This is a genomic window from Pseudomonas sp., from assembly GCF_030150285.1.
In the GTDB taxonomy this organism is placed as follows: domain Bacteria; phylum Pseudomonadota; class Gammaproteobacteria; order Pseudomonadales; family Pseudomonadaceae; genus Aquipseudomonas.
Map to the genome: position 1 here is coordinate 12041 of NZ_JASLGE010000003.1, position 15990 is coordinate 28030.

Sequence of the window (15990 nt, forward strand, 5' to 3'; positions counted from 1 at the left end):
TTTTTATTATGAAAAAGTTATTACCCACGTCCACGGCTGGCAGCTTGCCCAAGCCTTCCTGGCTTGCTGAACCGGAAACACTATGGTCACCCTGGAAGTTGCACGATGATGAGCTGACCGAAGGCAAACAGGATGCCTTGCGTTTGGCGCTGCAAGAACAGCAACAGGCCGGCATCGATATCGTCAGTGACGGTGAACAAACACGCCAGCATTTCGTCACAACCTTTATTGAACACCTCAGCGGCGTTGATTTTTCGAAACGTGAGACGGTGAGAATTCGTGACCGTTATGACGCCAGCGTACCGACTGTTGTCGGTGCTGTGGCCCGGCAAAAGCCGGTGTTTGTCGAGGACGCCAAATTTCTGCGTCAGCTCACCAACCAACCCATAAAGTGGGCGTTGCCAGGCCCAATGACCATGATCGACACGCTGTATGACAACCATTACAAGAGTCGCGAAAAGCTGGCGTGGGAGTTCGCCAAGATCCTTAACCAGGAAGCCAGAGAGTTAGAAGCTGCAGGTGTCGATATCATTCAATTCGACGAACCCGCCTTTAACGTGTTCTTTGATGAGGTCAATGATTGGGGAGTGGCCACCCTGGAAAGGGCCATTGAAGGCCTTAAATGTGAGACGGCCGTGCATATTTGCTATGGCTATGGCATCAAAGCCAATACCGACTGGAAAAAAACCTTGGGGTCCGAGTGGCGGCAATATGAGGAAGCCTTCCCCAAGCTGCAGAAATCCAGCATCGACATCGTTTCACTGGAATGCCACAACTCGCATGTTCCCATGGAACTGATTGAGCTGATTCGCGGTAAAAAAGTCATGGTAGGTGCCATTGATGTGGCAAACCACACCATTGAAACACCTGAGGAAGTTGCCAATACCCTGCGCAAGGCGCTTCAGTTTGTCGACGCCGACAAACTCTACCCTTGCACCAACTGTGGCATGGCCCCACTACCGCGCTCTGTAGCCCGAGGCAAACTGAATGCGTTAAGTGCTGGAGCAGATATCGTCCGGCGCGAACTCTTGAACCCGTAATGCAGGATCTACCATGTCACTTTCCAGTCCTGCTATCGAGCCATTGAGCTTTCGCGAAGCGCTCGGGCACTACGCATCCGGCATCACGGTGATTACCACGCACATTGACGGCGAGCCGATTGGCTTCACTTGCCAGTCGTTCTATAGCGTTTCGATGAGCCCGCCGCTGGTGTCATTCAGTGTAATGGCCACCTCGGCCAGCTACCCCAGGATACGTCAGGCAGGTCGATTCGCAGTCAACATACTGTCGGCTGAGCAAGCCCGAATCTCCAATCAGTTCGCCCGACGTGGCACGAACAAGTGGCATGGCGTTGAATGGCAGCACTCTGCGCTGGGTAACCCGATCATCGCTGACAGCTTGCATTGGCTCGATTGTGAGATCCACGCTGAATACGCTGCGGGCGACCATCTGATTGTCATAGGGGAAGTGAAAGCGTTAAACCTGCAAGACGCGGCTGCCACCCAGCCGTTGCTCTACTTCAAGGGGCAATACTGCGACATTGCTGCCCGCCACACCGTTTAGCCCTTTAGCCCTTTAGCCCTTTAGCCCTTTAGCCGACGATGACCGGAACACTTCACGGTGTTCCGGTTGGGTGCATGGGCGATTATGAATCTTTTCGCAGGGTGGCCTTGTAAGCCGCTGATACAGAGACCCACGCCATTGCAAGGGCTCCGATGCAGATGGGGCCGGCTTGATCGTACAACACGCCCAGTTCGGCAGGCTGCGATCGGTAAGTTACCCATATCAGGGAAACCGCCGCCACGACCCCAAAGCAGGAGGCTGTGATGGTCATGCCTTGAACCAAGTCCGGTGTGTTCTTGTTCTTGAAGCAGAGGCCAAAATAGAGTGCCAGAAAAAACCCTGACGAAATGATTGACCAGCCAAGGCTGCTAACCTTTGTTAATTCATCCATGGTGCGACGACAGTTCCTTAGAGCAACCTAGGCTCGTCGAGTTGCCATTAGGCCTACGGCAATGCCAAGCAAAGCGCCAACGATGACGCTGCCTGTACCAGGGTGAATCATGTTGGCAGCAGCGGCACAACCAATGGTAGTTGCAATCATGGTCACGTCCATCGCCCGGCCAAAGGCTTTGCGCCCCGCCGAAGATTTCTTGAATGTACGTTTCATATCACCTCCAGGCCGACCGGCTTACGATCAATGATGTTTAACCGCCGTTACGCGTAACGGACACTGCATTCACTATACACCGAAAGGCCACAGCGTGCCTGCTGGGTTTGCCCCCTAGCGCTCTTTGCTGCGCGGGCGGATGCTCAGGTAAGCCTGGTGCAGCCGCTTCACCGCCGCACCGATATCCGCCTGGTTCAACGCACCATAACCCAGGACAAAACCGTCTTCAAAGGGCCCGACGGCATGGTTGAACGCCCCGAGGCGTCGCAACAGCACATCGTGCCGGGCAGCCTCGGCTTGCAGGTGATCCAGGTCGATGCGCTCGCGAAAGCGCAAGGTCAAATGCAGCCCGGCAAAGCCGCCGCTCAGGTAAATGGTGTCGCCAAACGCTTCCATCAGGCATTTGCGCAGTTCGGCCTGGCGGGCGGCATACAGGGGGCGCACATTGATCAGGTGACGGGTCAGATGGCCGTCGTTGATAAAGTCCGCCAGCGCCGCCTGCAACGGCAAATGGCCCGGGCGGTACAGGCTGAGCAAGCCGCGCACCATGGACTCGCTGATTGACGCGGGCACCACCATGTAGCTCATGCGCAACCCCGGGTACATGACCTTGCTGAACGTGCCCAGGTAAATCACCCGCCCCGCCCGGTCGTCACCTTGCAAGGATGGAGACGGTGCCATGTCGTAGCGCAGCTCGCTGTCGTAATCGTCTTCGACAATCCAGAAATTTCGCCGTTCTGCCTCTTGCAGCAGGCGCGCACGGCGGGCGCTGGACAATATGCTGCCCATCGGAAATTGATGCGACGGGGTCACGAACACCAGCTTGGGGTTCATCGCAAAATGCTCGTCCTCCATGACAATGCCTTCCTGGTCCACCGGCACGGTAATGGACCGAACCCCCAAGGATTTGGACATCATCGCCCCGGCCCAATGTGACGGGTTTTCGATGCACACCTGATCGTTCAGGTCGGTCAACAGCCGCAGTATCAGGTCCAGCGACTGCTGCGTGCCCATGGTCACCAGCACTTGGTCGGGGCCACAGCGCACGCCGCGCGCCACCCGTAAATAGTCGGCCAAGGCCCGGCGCAACGGCAGGTAGCCGCCGCCATTGGCATAGCCGCTGAGTTGCGACAGGTTCTTGCCCAGGTACCGGGTTTGCAGGCGTTGCCACACCGTATAGGGAAACGCGGACACGTCCGGCACCCCCGGCAAAAATGCGCCTTCACGCTCCTGTAGCCCGACGGCACCGCTCAGAATCAGACGGCCACGCAGCGAGATCTCATCCGGGGCAACCCCTTGGCCGGTCGTGACCGTGGACCGCATGGGCGGCCGTTCCACCACAAACGTGCCGCTGCCGACACTGCCCACCAGGTAACCGTCGGCGGTCAGCATGTCGAAGGCGGCCATGATGGTGATACGCGAAACACTCAACTGGGTCGCGAGGCTGCGGCTCGATGGCAGCCGCGACGAAGGCCGCAAGGTGCCCTCCTCGATCAACTCCCGCAAATGCCGATACAACTGTTGCTGCAAGGAGATGGCCGAGCGTCTGTCCAACTGATCCTGGATCCGCTCGCCAATCAACGACGCTGACATTCAAACCTCGCTTAAAGCGCTGGCGCTCGACAATAAAACAGGCCTGCCCGGCGACCATCGCCGGGCAGGAAAGCGGGTCTTCAGTGGCTCAGTTCAAGAAACTTTCTGACGCGCTCGGTCTCTGGGTTGTTGAAGAACTTCTCCGGGGCCGATTGCTCGATGATTTCACCTTTTTCCAGAAACACCACCTGGTCCGACACCGCCCGGGCGAATTCCATTTCGTGGGTTACCACGATCATGGTGTAGCCCTCGGCCGACAGGTTTTTCATTACCTGCAATACCTCGCCCACCCGTTCCGGGTCCAGTGCCGAGGTCGGCTCATCGAACAGAATGACCTCGGGGTTCATGGCCAGCGCGCGGGCAATAGCCACTCGCTGCTTTTGCCCACCAGACAGGGTAAACGGGTAGACATGCGCTTTGTCTGCCAAGCCGACCTTGGCCAACAGGGCATTGGCCGCCTCCAGCGCTACCGCGCGGTTGACGCCCTTGACCCGAATGGGCGCTTCCATCACGTTTTGCAACACCGTGAGGTGAGGCCACAGGTTGAACCCTTGAAACACCATCGCAGTACGCGCACGAATCGCCGCCAGTTCCCGATGGCCCATGGCCTTGCCGGCATCGTTCACCCCAATACGCTGCCCGGCGATTTCGATCCGGCCCTGGTCAGGCACTTCCAGCCAGTTGATGCAGCGCAACATCGTTGACTTGCCTGAACCGGACGAGCCCAGCACGCTGACCACTTCGCCTTTGCGCACCGTCAGGTTGACGCCCCGAAGCACCTCGATACCGCCGAACGACTTCGACAACCCCGTAATCTGTACAGCCGCCTGTTCATGCATGTTCAAAACCTCGCTGCTCACCACGGGCTCCCACCCGTCGCAAGCACAAATCCATGATCACGCTCAATACGATATAGAACGCAATAGTGATGACAAATGCCTTGGTAGGAATGAAGTAGCTCGACTGCACGGTGTTCGCCGCCGCGGTCAATTCCTGCACGGTGATGATCGACAGAAAGGACGTGTCCTTCAGTGCGTAGATCATCTGGTTGCCGATTAAGGGCCGCGACCGGTACAGCAGTTGCGGCAAAATGACATGCCGGTACATGGGCCACGGTCTGAACCCGTGAGCTTTGGCCGATTCGATCTGGCCCGTGGGCAAGGTCAACCGGCTGCCGCGCAAAATTTCTGCAAAGTAGGCACCGTGGTACACCGCCAGGGAGATTGCGCCTGCTGTCCAGGCATCCAGGCGTATACCGTACTGGGGCAAGCCGTAATAGATCAGGTACACCAGCACCAGAAACGGCACCATGCGCATCACGCTCATATACAGCCGGCATACCTGCCGAAGGATCAGCCCCCTTTCCAGAAAGTAATTGGTCATGCAACCGATCACAAACGCACCGCTGAACGACAGTACAAACAGTAGTGCGGTGTTGCCCAGGCCTTTGATGAAGAGGTCCCGAGACTGCCAAATGATTTCCCATTCGCTCATTTCATTGCCTCACATGGCCAACCGGTTGGCTTTGGTTTCGGCGTAGGCCTGCAACTTGAGCAAGCCGCCAATGATCAGCATGTACAACAATGCTGCTGCCAGAATCGGAGGTAACGGTTCGTAGGTCACCGAGGTAATACGGTTGGTAACCCGCGTCAGGTCAACGACACCGATTACAGCGATGGCCGGACTTGCCTTGATCAGGAACGACATTTCGTTCACCAGCCCCGGAAGGCTGGTGATCATCACTTGCGGGAACATGATCCGGCGGAACGACACCCAGGGTGTCATTCCGCACGATTGCGCAGCCTCGCGTTGCTCTTTCGAGAACCCCAGAAATGCCGAGCGCCAGATTTCCGCATTAAAGGCTGCCGTATTGACCGTCAGCGCAATGATTGCGGCGGCGTAACGGTTCATGTCGATCCCGAACGTCGGGGCCGACAGGAACAGAAACAGCGTCAGCGTGACCACCGGTGTCGCCCGTGCAAACGTCACATAGGCTGACAACACCGGCCCCAACACCGGAATCCGCGCCATCCTCGCGGCGGCAATCACAAGCCCGAATACAACCCCCAGGGCAATGGCGCAGGCCGAGATCCACAATGTGGTCCAGGCCCCCTCGAGTAACAACAACCAGGCTTCGTGGTTCATGAAGCACCTCCACACAAATACACAGAATTGAAACGTGGTGCAGGGCGTGCGTTACTCAATGCCAGCCAACTCATGGAACTGCTCAACACTGGTGATCGGTTGTTTGGGCAAGTCGGGGAAAGCTTCACCAAACCACTTGGTCTGCAGTTCGGCCAAGCGGCCGTTCTCGCGAACCGTGTCCATGAAGTCGGTATAGAACGCCAGGACGTTGGGGTTTTTCTTCGGCACAGGCCACGCATTAAAGCCACCGGCCGAAACAGCAAAGCCTTTCTCGAACACATTGCCACGCGCTTTGATCAGGTCGTTTACGCCGATCAGCGAGTTGATCACGTATTTGACACGACCATTGGCCAGGTCGGTGTAGGCGTCTGTGTCGGTCTGGTACTTGACCAACTCACCGAGGTCGCAGCCCTGCTCCTTGAGCATTTTTCGCAACTCGGGCAAACGCGCCTCAAAGGAACTGCCGCCTTGTACGCCCAATGGTTTGCCACACAGGCTCTTGACGTCCTGCGTGATGCTGTCGTCGCCCTTGCGCTTGACGAAAAAGTGCTGCGCGGTGGCGAACGGCGGGGCGAAATCAAACACCCGCAAACGGTCATCCGTGATGACCGCGCCGGTGAACGCTACGTCGTACTGCCCCGAGGACACCGATGCCAGTAGCCCGGTCCAGGGCAGGATTTCCTGACGCACATCGAAGCCTTTTTCCTTGGCATACGCTTTGAGATCGCCAAGCAACTCGTTATGGAAGCCTTCCGGCTTGTTCTTGACCATATAGTTGTAGGGCGCGTAATCATCCTCGGTGGCCACGATCATGTAACCACGAGACTTGATCTGATCAAGATCGGCCTGCGCACTGAACGCACAAACGGTTGCGAGCGCTGCCAGGGTCAAACGAACCAGACTTTTGGATTTACCGGGCTTCATTCTCATTATTATTCTCCAAGCTCATTCAAGATCGCTGATGGACATCCCACCCCAGGGTGGCTGTCAGTGATAGACGTCTGGCTGCGCCGACGACTGTTGTGTGTTTGCCGTTACGCCTCGTTTCCCTCCCCTCGTTGCTCACTTTCTGAAGGCGACAATAAGAGCCAGCCCCCCCTTTCAATAGAGCCACTTTTTCAGAGTGGTTATAGCCACTCGCGCATCCCCAAACAGGGCAAAGCCAGCCAAAGCGCACTGGTTTGGGGCTTTAACGAAAACTGATGGCCTTAGTCAGGCGGCAAAAGTGGCTCTATGACCACTTTACTGGCTTGGTTAGCGTGGCGGTGTCAACGAACAAAAATACTGGAGACATGCCCGATGGATACCCCGCTGAATGCCAGGCAACTGGATTCCTACTTCATAGGTTTCACCCCGAACCCGCTGTTCAAGTCCAAGCCGCGCCTGATTACCGGTGCCGAGGGCAGCTACCTGCATACCAGTGACGGTAAGAAGGTGTTTGATGGTTTTTCGGGGCTCTGGTGCTCCGGTATGGGGCACAGCCATCCAAAAATCGTGGAAGCGATCCAGAAACAAGTCGCCCAACTGGACTATGTTTCTGCGTTTTATATGAGCCACCCGCCTGCTTTTGCGCTCACCGAGAAGATTGCAGCGCTGGCACCGGACCCGCTTAACCATGTGTTCTATACCACCGGCGGTTCCGACGCCGTGGACAGCGCCCTGAAACTGGCGCTGGGTTATCACCGCCTCAAAGGCAATGCCACCCGCACCCGTATGATCGGCCGTGAGCGCGGTTACCACGGTGTCGGCTTTGGCGGTATCTCGGTGGGCGGCATGGTGGCCAACCGCAAGATGTTCTCCACGCTGACCCTGCCGGGTGTCGACCATTTGCCGCACACCCACAGCCTTGAGCACATGGCCTTCTCCAAAGGGCAGCCTGCCTGGGGTGCCCATTTGGCGGATGAACTCGACCGCCTCGTCGCCCTGCATGACGCCGCCAATATTGCGGCGGTCATTGTTGAGCCCATGGCCGGATCGGCCGGTGTACTGGTGCCCCCGATTGGCTACCTGCAGCGCCTTCGCGACCTCTGCACCAAGCACGGCATTTTGCTGATTTTTGACGAAGTGATTTGCGGGTTCGGGCGCATGGGGGCTAACTTCGGCGCGCAACGCTTCGGCGTAGTGCCTGACATGATCACCTTCGCCAAAACCGTCACCAACGGCATGCAGCCATTGGGCGGGGTCATCATGACCAGCGAGATCTACAACACGTTTATGGACCAGCCCGAGTTCACCAACAGCGCGTTCCACGGCTATACCTACTCGGCTCACCCCGTGGCGGTGGCGGCAGGCCTGGCTGCGGTGGACGTGTTCAAGACCGAGGGCGTGGCGCAGAAAGTTCTGGAAAAAGAAACCCTGTTCCAGGAGCTGCTGCATTCACTCAAAGGCGAGCCCAATGTGGTGGACATCCGCAACATCGGATTCGCCGGTAGCGTTGAATTCGCCAGCCTGCCCGGCCAACCTGGTATACGCGGGCACCGCATCACCGAAGCGCTGTACGACGCAGGCTATTACCTGCGTTGGTCCGGCGACCAGGCCGTGTTTGCCCCACCGTTCGATGCCACGGCCGAAGAACTGGAGGCTCTGGTCGAAGCCCTGCGCCGCTGCATCCGCGCCAACGCCTGACCGCTAACCGCCAAGCGAGCTGCTCGCGATCGTGTCAACATCAACCGATCACGAGCACGCTCGTTCCCACAGGTTTCTCGCCGAGGGTTACCGGGCCGCCGTCTCTTCCTGGTGCCAGGCCAGCATCAGCCCAATAAGCAGAAGCAGTACGTAAGGCAAATAAGGCACATACCAGGCACCGCCGAGGCCAAACAATAAAGGTGGAATCTTGATCAGCAGGCCGCCGCAGATAAAACAGCTGGCATTGATGATCGCCGAGGCGGTGCCCACAAGGCCCGAGGGCAGGCGATCCGCCGTGCAGGTATAGGCCAGCATATGCACGCCGTTGGCAAAGCCAAACACGGTCATCAACGCAAACACACTGTAAAGCGACAACCCGGGCACCAGTAACAGCACCACAATTGAAAGCACCAACAGGGCATAACCGACCTTCAAGGGTAACTGGCGGCGATTGAGCCGGTAAGACCAACGCTCCCAGAACAAAGCACCCAACCCCAGGCCCAGCCATACAAAGGAACTGGCTAGGGGGGCACTCTCGGGATCATTGAGCATCGACTGCAAGATACGCGGTGCCCACACTACACCCAGCGCAATCTGCAAGCCAAAGGCTATGCCCGCCCAGATGGCATAGACAAAGATCGTGCGATGAGACCTCCACAGTGTCATCAGGCCCTCAAGCAGCGGCACCGGTTGGCGGCCGCGCGTAAAGTCGCTGTAGTTTTTCGCAGGGTCGCGGAACGCACACATCGCCAACACCAAAATGACGACCCCGGCCAGGGTCGCAACCCAGAGTGTTTCCCGCCAGCCATCGGCAACGACCATGCCGTGAATCATTCGGGTTCCCAGCGCTGAGCTGAACCCTGCAAGCGCCTGCACATAACCAAATAGCAGGCCATATCGACGCTTTCCAAACCATTCCCCCCCAATAAACCCGGCGATGATAAAACTGCTGGATGCGCCGACAGCCATCATCACTTGTGCAATCACCAGTAGAAGCATTGAGTCGGCAACGCTAAACAGGTAGACGCCGGTAATGAAAATGCACACTTGGGGTATTAACAGGCGGCTGCCACCGAAGCGGTCCAGTAATACACCGCCGAACATCTGAGAGATCGCATAGGTCCAAGTATAGAGAGCGGCCAGCAGGGTGACGTCAGCCAATGTCAGGTCCAGTGAGGACGCAAGCGTAGGGCTAATAACCGAATAGGCTGTTTGAATACTGAATTGATAGAGCAGAAAGGCGACAGCAATTACCCATGCCGAAACACCCAAAAACTTGGAGGCACGAAGCATCAGCGTACTCTTCGGAAAGATCCCGGTGGCAGTCCCCGCAAGAGCACTGCCACTGGAATATTTTGGGGTGTCCTCAGACTTTTTCTGGGGAGGCTTTTGGAAACGTTTCTCGCTGGATGGATGCGATCAAGAAAGCAAGAACCAGCACGCCCACATAAGGCAGGTACGCGACCACGTCGAACTTCTCATCAGCACCCAGCAAATGGGCAGGCACGTTCATCAGCACGCCGCCAATGATGAACATCAACCCGTTAATGAACGATGCCGAAGAGCCCGCCTGGGACGGTTGAACCATGTCAGCCGCTGATTGGAAGGCAATCATTTCATTGGCCGAACTGATGCCATTGGCCAGCCATAGCAGGAAGAACACCCAAACCGGGAAGCTGCCGGGCAGCAAAATAATGGCGGCCAATGTCGCGGCCTGAATGGCGATGCCAATCAGCGCCGGCTTTTTCCGGCTTCTGGCCCAGTTGCTCCAGCGTGGCCAGAACAAACTGCCGATGCCGAGCCCAAGCCATACCAACGACGCGGCCCAGTTGCTCAAATCGCTGTCAAAGCCTTTGCCGGTCATGATGACGGGGGCCCAGATCACCCCCACCGCCAGGTTGATACCAAAGGTGATACCCCCCCAAATACCCACCAACCAGCCTTGCGGCATTTTTAGAAAGGTGACCAAACCGCTGGTCACCTTGGTCACGATCGGCGTAGTACTTTTGGGGATGGGTGCCGGGTTACGCACCCAGATCAGGGTGAACACCCATAGCACAATACCGGCCCCGCCCACCCACGACAGTAATTCGCGCCATGACACATACTTGAGCGCCAAGGTGGTCAGTTGCTGTTCGAAGGCCGACGCAATACTCGATGTCGTCTCGACATAACCGAACATGACGCCAAATGAAGCCATGCCAAACCACATGCCGCCGATATACCCCGCGCCGACAAAACCAAACACGGCGCCTAATGCCATGACCAATTGCGCCAGCAACAACATGGTGATGTCTTGTGACGTGGCATAAAGCCAAACGCCCAGCACCGATAACGCCACAGCCGGAATCAACGCTTTTCGTGCACCGAAACTATCGAGGATCGGGCCACTGAAGAACTGGAAAAACGCGAACGCCCACGTATACACAGAACCCACAAGGGCTATCTGAGTCAAGGACAGTTGCAAGTCCGCCCTTATCGACGGTTGCACAATCGCAAAGATGGTTTGCACGCCAAACACATACAACACAAAGACGGTCGCAATGGCCCATATCCACCAGGCGTGCCCGCCGCCCTGGCGATAGGTTGAGCCGGGAATTACTGGGTGATTTGTCATAATGCCCCCTGACTGATTATTGATTGACTGAGCGTGTTGAACTTCATCAAGCGTAAACAGCTCACTGAAACATCAGCCGGGGAAACTGAAGGGCGTGTCGGCACGGGCCTTGTCGTAAAGCAACTCACCGTATACATACGTGGCGCGTACAGACGCGGTATCCCCCATACACAAAAGAATGAACAGGCGCTCTTCAAAAGTTTTCGAACGCTCCATGCGCCACTTCATGAACGGGGTGGAGTGCAGGTCAAGCACCGTAATGTCGGCTTCCATCCCTTTGGCCAACGTACCGACTTTATCTTCAAGGTAGAGCAACTCCGCGCCCCCTCGGGTTGCCAGGTACAGTGCATGGGCGGCATCCAGCGCCGTGTTGTTGAGCTGGGCAACTTTATAGGCTTCGCCCAAGGTCTGGAGTTGTGAAAATGAAGTGCCTGCGCCAAGGTCCGTGCCCAGGCCGACACGTACGGGGCGCTTGGGGTCTTTGGCCGAAAACGCCTTGAACAGCCCGCTGCCCAGAAACAGGTTCGAGGTGGGGCAATGACAAACCCCGGCGCCTTTTTCGTGCAGGATGCTCCACTCCGACTCGCTGGTATGAATCACATGGCCGAATACGGAACGCTTGCCGACCAGGTTGGCATGGTCATACACGTCCAGGTAGTTCTTGCGCTTGGGGAACAGTTGCATCACCCACTCAACTTCTGGCACTTGCTCTTCGAGGTGAGTCTGCAAGTAAATACCGTCGGCGGCTTTTTCCTGAAAGAGCTGCCCCGCCACTTCAAGTTGCTCTTCTGTGGAGGTGGGGGCAAAACGCGGTGTCACCGCATAGTGCTGGCGGCCTTTGCCGTGCCAACGGTTGAACAGTGCCAGAGAGTCGTCATAAGCACTTTTGGGGGTATCCAGAAGCGCCGCGGGGGCGTTTCTGTCCATCATCATTTTGCCCGCAATCATGCGCGTGTTACGGCGGGTAGATTGCTCAAAGAAGGCATCGACTGACTGCGGGTAAGTGGTGCAGTACACACAGGCCGTGGTGGTTCCGGCTCTCAATAGTTCATTGAGAAACGTATCTGCAACTTCCGTGGCATGCGCCTTGTTCACAAACTCCTGTTCGGCAGGAAAGGTGTAGTTATTGAGCCAGTCAATCAGATGGTCACCATAAGCGTTGATCATCTGGATTTGCGGGTAATGAACATGCCCGTCGATAAAGCCGGCACTGATCAGTGCGTTCTCATAGTGTGTGACGGGTACGCCTTGGGGTATTTTTTGTTTAAGCGTCGTGAAGTCACCAAACTCGATAATCTTGCCATCCTTGATCAAGACTAATGCATCTTCCACATAAACCAGTGCATCTTCAGACGAGGTCAGAAAAGGGTCTGCCTTGAAAGTGACTGCTTCTCCACGCAACGCACGAACATTTGAATCCATTTCAAATTCCTCTCACAAGAAGGGGGAGTCCATAACGGCGAGTGCCATTAGCCCATTGGGTATAGCACCCCTTTGAAATTTTGAAAGTGCCCGTTCAGCGCTCGCGGACATGCACGGTTAAAACACCGTAAATGAACAAACAGCGGGCAAAAGGCGCGATTCAAACAGGGCGCAAGCTTGAGCCTCAGCTCCTGCCGGCCGCGCCCCGCTCTGCGTTCAGCCTGCTGGTGAAGTGGCACCTGCCGCGCAACAGAAGGCGCCAGGCGGTTTGGCGGTAAGCCCTACGATGCGCTGTCAAACCACGCTTTGCGCCCTTCAAAGGTGTTGACGATCATCTCAAACAGCCCTTCGATCTCCTGACGATAACGGCTCTCGGCTTTCACGGCCATCCAGGCCCGCCGCTGCAAACTGTCGGGCAGCAAACCGGGCAAGGCGATCAACCCGCGATCGAAGCTGCTCATGTAGCGCGGCAATAAACCGATGCAGGCCCCGCAGCGGATCATTTCCAGCATCAGCGAGTAGTCGTGCACGTGCACCACCGCCGATGAGCGATTCTCCACCAGGCTGTTCCAGGGCTGCAGGGCTTCGATGTGGTGGTCCGGCTGCCATTGCACCAACATGTAGTCGGCCAGGTCTTCGAGACACTCCGGGCGGGTCATGGTGCGGGTGTAGCGCTTGGCGATATGCGGCAGGTAATGCAGGCAGGCCAGCGGGCCGCCCGGCTGCATGACAAAACCGGGGCCGGGGTCGGGCGTGTCCATGCCCGACAGCCATAGCAACACATCCGCGTCGACGGCTGAGACGGGCTGCTCGCCATTAATGGCGATGATGTCCAGCCGCACGCTGGCATTGCGCCGCAACAAGGCGATCAGATCCCGCCCCAGAATGTCATGCAGGATCGGTTCTGCCACCGCCAGGCGAATCAAGGGTTGCTCCTGAACCGGCCCGTGCGGCTCGACCGGTCGAGCCAGCAACTGCGCCTGCAAGTGCTGCCCCGCCGGGCTTAGCACCAGAGCGCGGCCCTGGTGCGTGAACAGCGGGCCGTGGATCTGCTCTTCCAGTTGCATCAGCCGTTTGCGCAATACGGTGGGTTTGATATTCAGGCGCCGAGCCGCCTGTTTGAAGCAGCCGCAGCGAGCGCTCACCAGAAAATAGTGCGCCACGTCGGGATCGATGACCGTGGCCAGTGCCAGCGCAGGCAGTGGCGCGGGCAGCAAGCACAGAGGGTCACTGGGAGGGTGGGCCTGGGATACGGTCGGTTCAAGCAATGTCATGGGAGACTCCCTGTCTGGTTGGTTAATTGCACCCAGGCTTGCGCACTACTCCAGGATTTTGTTCAGTTCGGCACCGTCAATACTCAAGGTCGCGGTATTGAGCATGCCCTCCAGGTACGCCTTGGCAATATGCTCCTGGCGCTGGGCACGCAGGGCCTGGGTCAGGCGCTCGCGCAGCTCATCCAGGGTGGCAGTACGCGCCGGTTGTTGACCGGTCAACTTGAGCACATGAAAGCCCGCCGGGCTTTGCACCGCTTCAGACACCGCCCCGGTTTTCAGCCGTGCCACCACCCCACGCACTTCGGGCATCAACTGCTGCAATGGCTGCATGCCCGCATCCCCTCCCCGCTGCGCACTTTCGGGGTCCTGGGAGTATTGGCTGGCCATTGCCGCGAACTCACCGGGCGCGGCTTGCGCTTTGCGGCTCAACTCCTGTGCCTGACGGCGCACGGCTTCGAGGTTCTGTGGGTCATTCACCGCCAGGAAAATCTGGCTCACCCGGTACATCGGCGGTGTCACCCACTGGGCTTTGCCGTTGTCATAGGCCTGTTGCAGTTCGGCCGGGCTCGGGTAATCGGCCGGTACCTGGCTGACAGACAACATGTAGTCGCGAAACACAATCTGTTCGGTGGCTTCGCGGGTTTGCAGTGCCACGTCCGGGCGTTGACGCCAACCTTGCGCGTCAGCCTGTTCCAGTACCGCTTTTTGCGCCAGACGTGAACGCAGCCAGGTTTCCAGACCCGCGCGGTTGCCTCGCAACTGTTCGCGGGACTCGGCCGGCAGGGTCGCCAGTACCGCCTCGATTTCCTGCAGGTCGATGTGCTGGTTGCCCAACCGGGCGATGGCCGTGCCCACCGGCTCCAGGCCAACAACCGGCGTCGGCTGTTGAGCCGCCACCGGGTCGCTACCCGGCCGCAGGCTCAGCCCCAGCGCCACCACCAGCAAGGTCAGCGCTCCCGCGCCGACCACCAGGGTTGGTTTTTTCACAGGGCAGGTGCCTCTTCACGGCTGTGCGCAGGTTCGGTTTCTTCCACGTTTAGCGCCTGTTCTGCCAACTGGGCGGCGTGTTGGCTGTATTCACGCAGGTAAACGATGAACTCTTGCAGCAGGCGGTCCCACAGTTCCAGTTGGCTGCGCAGGTGCACCTCACCCACACCGGCGACCACGACGTCCATCTCCATCAGCAGGAATTCGCCTTGCAGCGACAAGCGAGCAAACCGGCGCGAGGCATTCCACACCTGGGTCAGGCCTTCAGGCAGTTGGCCCTGAACCCGCAGTGCGCAGCTGTAGGTGAAGTCCACGTAGCTGCCCGGCTCGGAGCTCTGGTTACCGAAGCGCACGGCAAAACCGATGCCCTGGCTGGCGCTGAGCAATTGCACGATACCGTTCTGTTCGCTCTGGTTTACGCGATAACCCGCCGCTTGCAGCAACTCGGTCAGGCTCTCGATGGTCACGGTGTTGATCAATTCGCTCATGGTCATGTCCTTGTCGTTTAAGGGTTGATTGCAGTGTGGGGTGCATCAAAACGGGTTTTGTACAAATCGTCGCCAAAGCTCTGGGCCATTTCTTCGAACTTGACCCGGGCACCGCTGGCGAAGGGCTGACGAATACTCATCACTTCAGCCACGTCGATTTTTTCGTAGGCCGCCAACAGTTGCTGAGCCACGCCGTACATGTGTTGATTCTTGGCTGAACATTGCTGCACTTGTGTGTCACGTTCAGTTAATTGCGTCTGCAATTGAGCGCGTTCGCTTTCTTTACCCCGCGCCAGCACCAACAAGTCCTCATAGGCTTTCTTGAACTTGCCGGTCTGTTCCTGGCTGGCGTTGACCTGGGCCTGTGCCTGGCTGTGCAGGCTTTGCTGCTGACCGACCAGTTGCTCGGCCACGCCACGGGTTTTTTCCAGCTCGGCGGTCAATTGCTTGATCTGTGCCTGGGCCTGCTTGACCTGGTTTTCAGCGGCAATGCGCGCTGCACTGGCCTGGGCCTGCTCGCTTTGCAAGGCCTGCAATTGCGCGGTGGTGCTGCGCAATTGAGTGCGCAGGCGTTCTTCCATGCCTTCAGCCGAAGCACCGGTGGTGGCCAGGCTGCCCAAAGCCACTACCAGGCAGCAAATTCGCATGTTCATGGGGTGTCTCCCTGTG

At 57.7% G+C, this 15990-nt stretch carries 17 protein-coding genes; 3 read left to right on the top strand and 14 right to left on the bottom strand.

The features are described 5' to 3' along the window. Positions 1-8: 8 nt before the first annotated feature. The gene (locus Q1W15_RS00295) at positions 9-1040 is read left to right on the top strand and encodes a methionine synthase (protein ID WP_300719413.1); all 1032 of its coding nucleotides are present in this window, start codon (positions 9-11) and stop codon (positions 1038-1040) included. A 13-nt stretch (positions 1041-1053) separates the two neighbouring features. After that, positions 1054-1563, top strand: a complete 510-nt coding sequence (locus tag Q1W15_RS00300; RefSeq protein ID WP_300719415.1) for a flavin reductase family protein — start codon at positions 1054-1056, stop codon at positions 1561-1563. A gap of 82 nt (positions 1564-1645) precedes the next feature. On the opposite strand, the gene Q1W15_RS00305 is transcribed toward Q1W15_RS00300, so the two are convergent. The 7 genes from Q1W15_RS00305 to Q1W15_RS00335 all read right to left on the bottom strand — a co-directional run bounded on the left by Q1W15_RS00305 (position 1646) and on the right by Q1W15_RS00335 (position 6838). Further along, positions 1646-1954, bottom strand: a complete 309-nt coding sequence (locus tag Q1W15_RS00305; RefSeq protein ID WP_300719417.1) for a hypothetical protein — start codon at positions 1952-1954, stop codon at positions 1646-1648. Between the two features lie 27 nt (positions 1955-1981). Further along, positions 1982-2170: a hypothetical protein gene (locus Q1W15_RS00310; RefSeq protein ID WP_300719419.1), complete on the bottom strand. Its 189-nt coding sequence runs from the start codon at positions 2168-2170 to the stop codon at positions 1982-1984. A 114-nt stretch (positions 2171-2284) separates the two neighbouring features. After that, positions 2285-3763 carry a PLP-dependent aminotransferase family protein gene (locus tag Q1W15_RS00315; RefSeq protein WP_300719421.1) on the bottom strand — a complete coding sequence of 493 codons (1479 nt, stop codon included), beginning with the start codon at positions 3761-3763 and terminating at the stop codon, positions 2285-2287. A gap of 80 nt (positions 3764-3843) precedes the next feature. After that, the gene (locus Q1W15_RS00320) at positions 3844-4602 is read right to left on the bottom strand and encodes an amino acid ABC transporter ATP-binding protein (RefSeq protein ID WP_300719455.1); all 759 of its coding nucleotides are present in this window, start codon (positions 4600-4602) and stop codon (positions 3844-3846) included. Continuing rightward, positions 4595-5257 carry an amino acid ABC transporter permease gene (locus Q1W15_RS00325; RefSeq protein ID WP_300719423.1) on the bottom strand — a complete coding sequence of 221 codons (663 nt, stop codon included), beginning with the start codon at positions 5255-5257 and terminating at the stop codon, positions 4595-4597. Before Q1W15_RS00325 ends, Q1W15_RS00320 begins: the two co-directional genes overlap by 8 nt. 9 nt (positions 5258-5266) lie before the next feature. Then, complete coding sequence (locus tag Q1W15_RS00330; RefSeq protein ID WP_300719425.1) at positions 5267-5908, bottom strand: amino acid ABC transporter permease; 642 nt, start codon at positions 5906-5908, stop codon at positions 5267-5269. A 51-nt stretch (positions 5909-5959) separates the two neighbouring features. Continuing rightward, complete coding sequence (locus Q1W15_RS00335) at positions 5960-6838, bottom strand: transporter substrate-binding domain-containing protein (protein WP_300719427.1); 879 nt, start codon at positions 6836-6838, stop codon at positions 5960-5962. Positions 6839-7207: 369 nt separating this feature from the next. Between Q1W15_RS00335 and Q1W15_RS00340 the strand changes: the two genes are divergently transcribed. After that, the gene (locus tag Q1W15_RS00340) at positions 7208-8533 is read left to right on the top strand and encodes an aminotransferase class III-fold pyridoxal phosphate-dependent enzyme (protein ID WP_300719429.1); all 1326 of its coding nucleotides are present in this window, start codon (positions 7208-7210) and stop codon (positions 8531-8533) included. An 87-nt stretch (positions 8534-8620) separates the two neighbouring features. Here the strand turns inward: Q1W15_RS00340 and Q1W15_RS00345 are convergent, their stop codons facing one another. From Q1W15_RS00345 to Q1W15_RS00375, 7 genes are all read right to left on the bottom strand, one after another. Next, on the bottom strand, positions 8621-9826 hold the full coding sequence (locus tag Q1W15_RS00345; RefSeq protein ID WP_300719431.1) for an MFS transporter: 1206 nt from the start codon (positions 9824-9826) through the stop codon (positions 8621-8623). Between the two features lie 73 nt (positions 9827-9899). Continuing rightward, a complete protein-coding gene (locus tag Q1W15_RS00350; protein WP_300719433.1) occupies positions 9900-11150 on the bottom strand; it encodes an MFS transporter in 1251 nt (416 codons plus the stop codon). A gap of 72 nt (positions 11151-11222) precedes the next feature. Continuing rightward, positions 11223-12572, bottom strand: a complete 1350-nt coding sequence (gene guaD / locus Q1W15_RS00355; RefSeq protein WP_300719435.1) for a guanine deaminase — start codon at positions 12570-12572, stop codon at positions 11223-11225. Between the two features lie 281 nt (positions 12573-12853). After that, positions 12854-13846: a LysR family transcriptional regulator gene (locus tag Q1W15_RS00360; protein WP_300719437.1), complete on the bottom strand. Its 993-nt coding sequence runs from the start codon at positions 13844-13846 to the stop codon at positions 12854-12856. A gap of 45 nt (positions 13847-13891) precedes the next feature. Next, positions 13892-14833, bottom strand: coding sequence for a peptidylprolyl isomerase (locus Q1W15_RS00365; protein WP_300719439.1), 942 nt, complete (start codon positions 14831-14833; stop codon positions 13892-13894). Next, a complete protein-coding gene (locus Q1W15_RS00370) occupies positions 14830-15327 on the bottom strand; it encodes a YbjN domain-containing protein (RefSeq protein WP_300719441.1) in 498 nt (165 codons plus the stop codon). Before Q1W15_RS00370 ends, Q1W15_RS00365 begins: the two co-directional genes overlap by 4 nt. Positions 15328-15338: 11 nt before the next feature. Next, a complete protein-coding gene (locus tag Q1W15_RS00375; RefSeq protein WP_300719443.1) occupies positions 15339-15974 on the bottom strand; it encodes a DNA repair protein in 636 nt (211 codons plus the stop codon). Positions 15975-15990 lie beyond the last annotated feature (16 nt).

Excerpts from the sequence above, each read along its gene's own strand:
- Q1W15_RS00370 (WP_300719441.1), bottom strand. The coding sequence starts at position 15,327 with ATGACCATGAGCGAATTGATCAACACCGTGACCATCGAGAGCCTGACC.
- Q1W15_RS00345 (WP_300719431.1), bottom strand. The coding sequence starts at position 9,826 with ATGCTTCGTGCCTCCAAGTTTTTGGGTGTTTCGGCATGGGTAATTGCT.
- guaD (WP_300719435.1), bottom strand. The coding sequence starts at position 12,572 with ATGGATTCAAATGTTCGTGCGTTGCGTGGAGAAGCAGTCACTTTCAAG.
- Q1W15_RS00350 (WP_300719433.1), bottom strand. The coding sequence starts at position 11,150 with ATGACAAATCACCCAGTAATTCCCGGCTCAACCTATCGCCAGGGCGGC.
- Q1W15_RS00330 (WP_300719425.1), bottom strand. The coding sequence starts at position 5,908 with ATGAACCACGAAGCCTGGTTGTTGTTACTCGAGGGGGCCTGGACCACA.
- Q1W15_RS00305 (WP_300719417.1), bottom strand. The coding sequence starts at position 1,954 with ATGGATGAATTAACAAAGGTTAGCAGCCTTGGCTGGTCAATCATTTCG.
- Q1W15_RS00300 (WP_300719415.1), top strand. The coding sequence starts at position 1,054 with ATGTCACTTTCCAGTCCTGCTATCGAGCCATTGAGCTTTCGCGAAGCG.
- Q1W15_RS00295 (WP_300719413.1), top strand. The coding sequence starts at position 9 with ATGAAAAAGTTATTACCCACGTCCACGGCTGGCAGCTTGCCCAAGCCT.
- Q1W15_RS00325 (WP_300719423.1), bottom strand. The coding sequence starts at position 5,257 with ATGAGCGAATGGGAAATCATTTGGCAGTCTCGGGACCTCTTCATCAAA.
- Q1W15_RS00310 (WP_300719419.1), bottom strand. The coding sequence starts at position 2,170 with ATGAAACGTACATTCAAGAAATCTTCGGCGGGGCGCAAAGCCTTTGGC.
- Q1W15_RS00335 (WP_300719427.1), bottom strand. The coding sequence starts at position 6,838 with ATGAGAATGAAGCCCGGTAAATCCAAAAGTCTGGTTCGTTTGACCCTG.
- Q1W15_RS00340 (WP_300719429.1), top strand. The coding sequence starts at position 7,208 with ATGGATACCCCGCTGAATGCCAGGCAACTGGATTCCTACTTCATAGGT.
- Q1W15_RS00360 (WP_300719437.1), bottom strand. The coding sequence starts at position 13,846 with ATGACATTGCTTGAACCGACCGTATCCCAGGCCCACCCTCCCAGTGAC.
- Q1W15_RS00375 (WP_300719443.1), bottom strand. The coding sequence starts at position 15,974 with ATGAACATGCGAATTTGCTGCCTGGTAGTGGCTTTGGGCAGCCTGGCC.
- Q1W15_RS00315 (WP_300719421.1), bottom strand. The coding sequence starts at position 3,763 with ATGTCAGCGTCGTTGATTGGCGAGCGGATCCAGGATCAGTTGGACAGA.
- Q1W15_RS00320 (WP_300719455.1), bottom strand. The coding sequence starts at position 4,602 with ATGCATGAACAGGCGGCTGTACAGATTACGGGGTTGTCGAAGTCGTTC.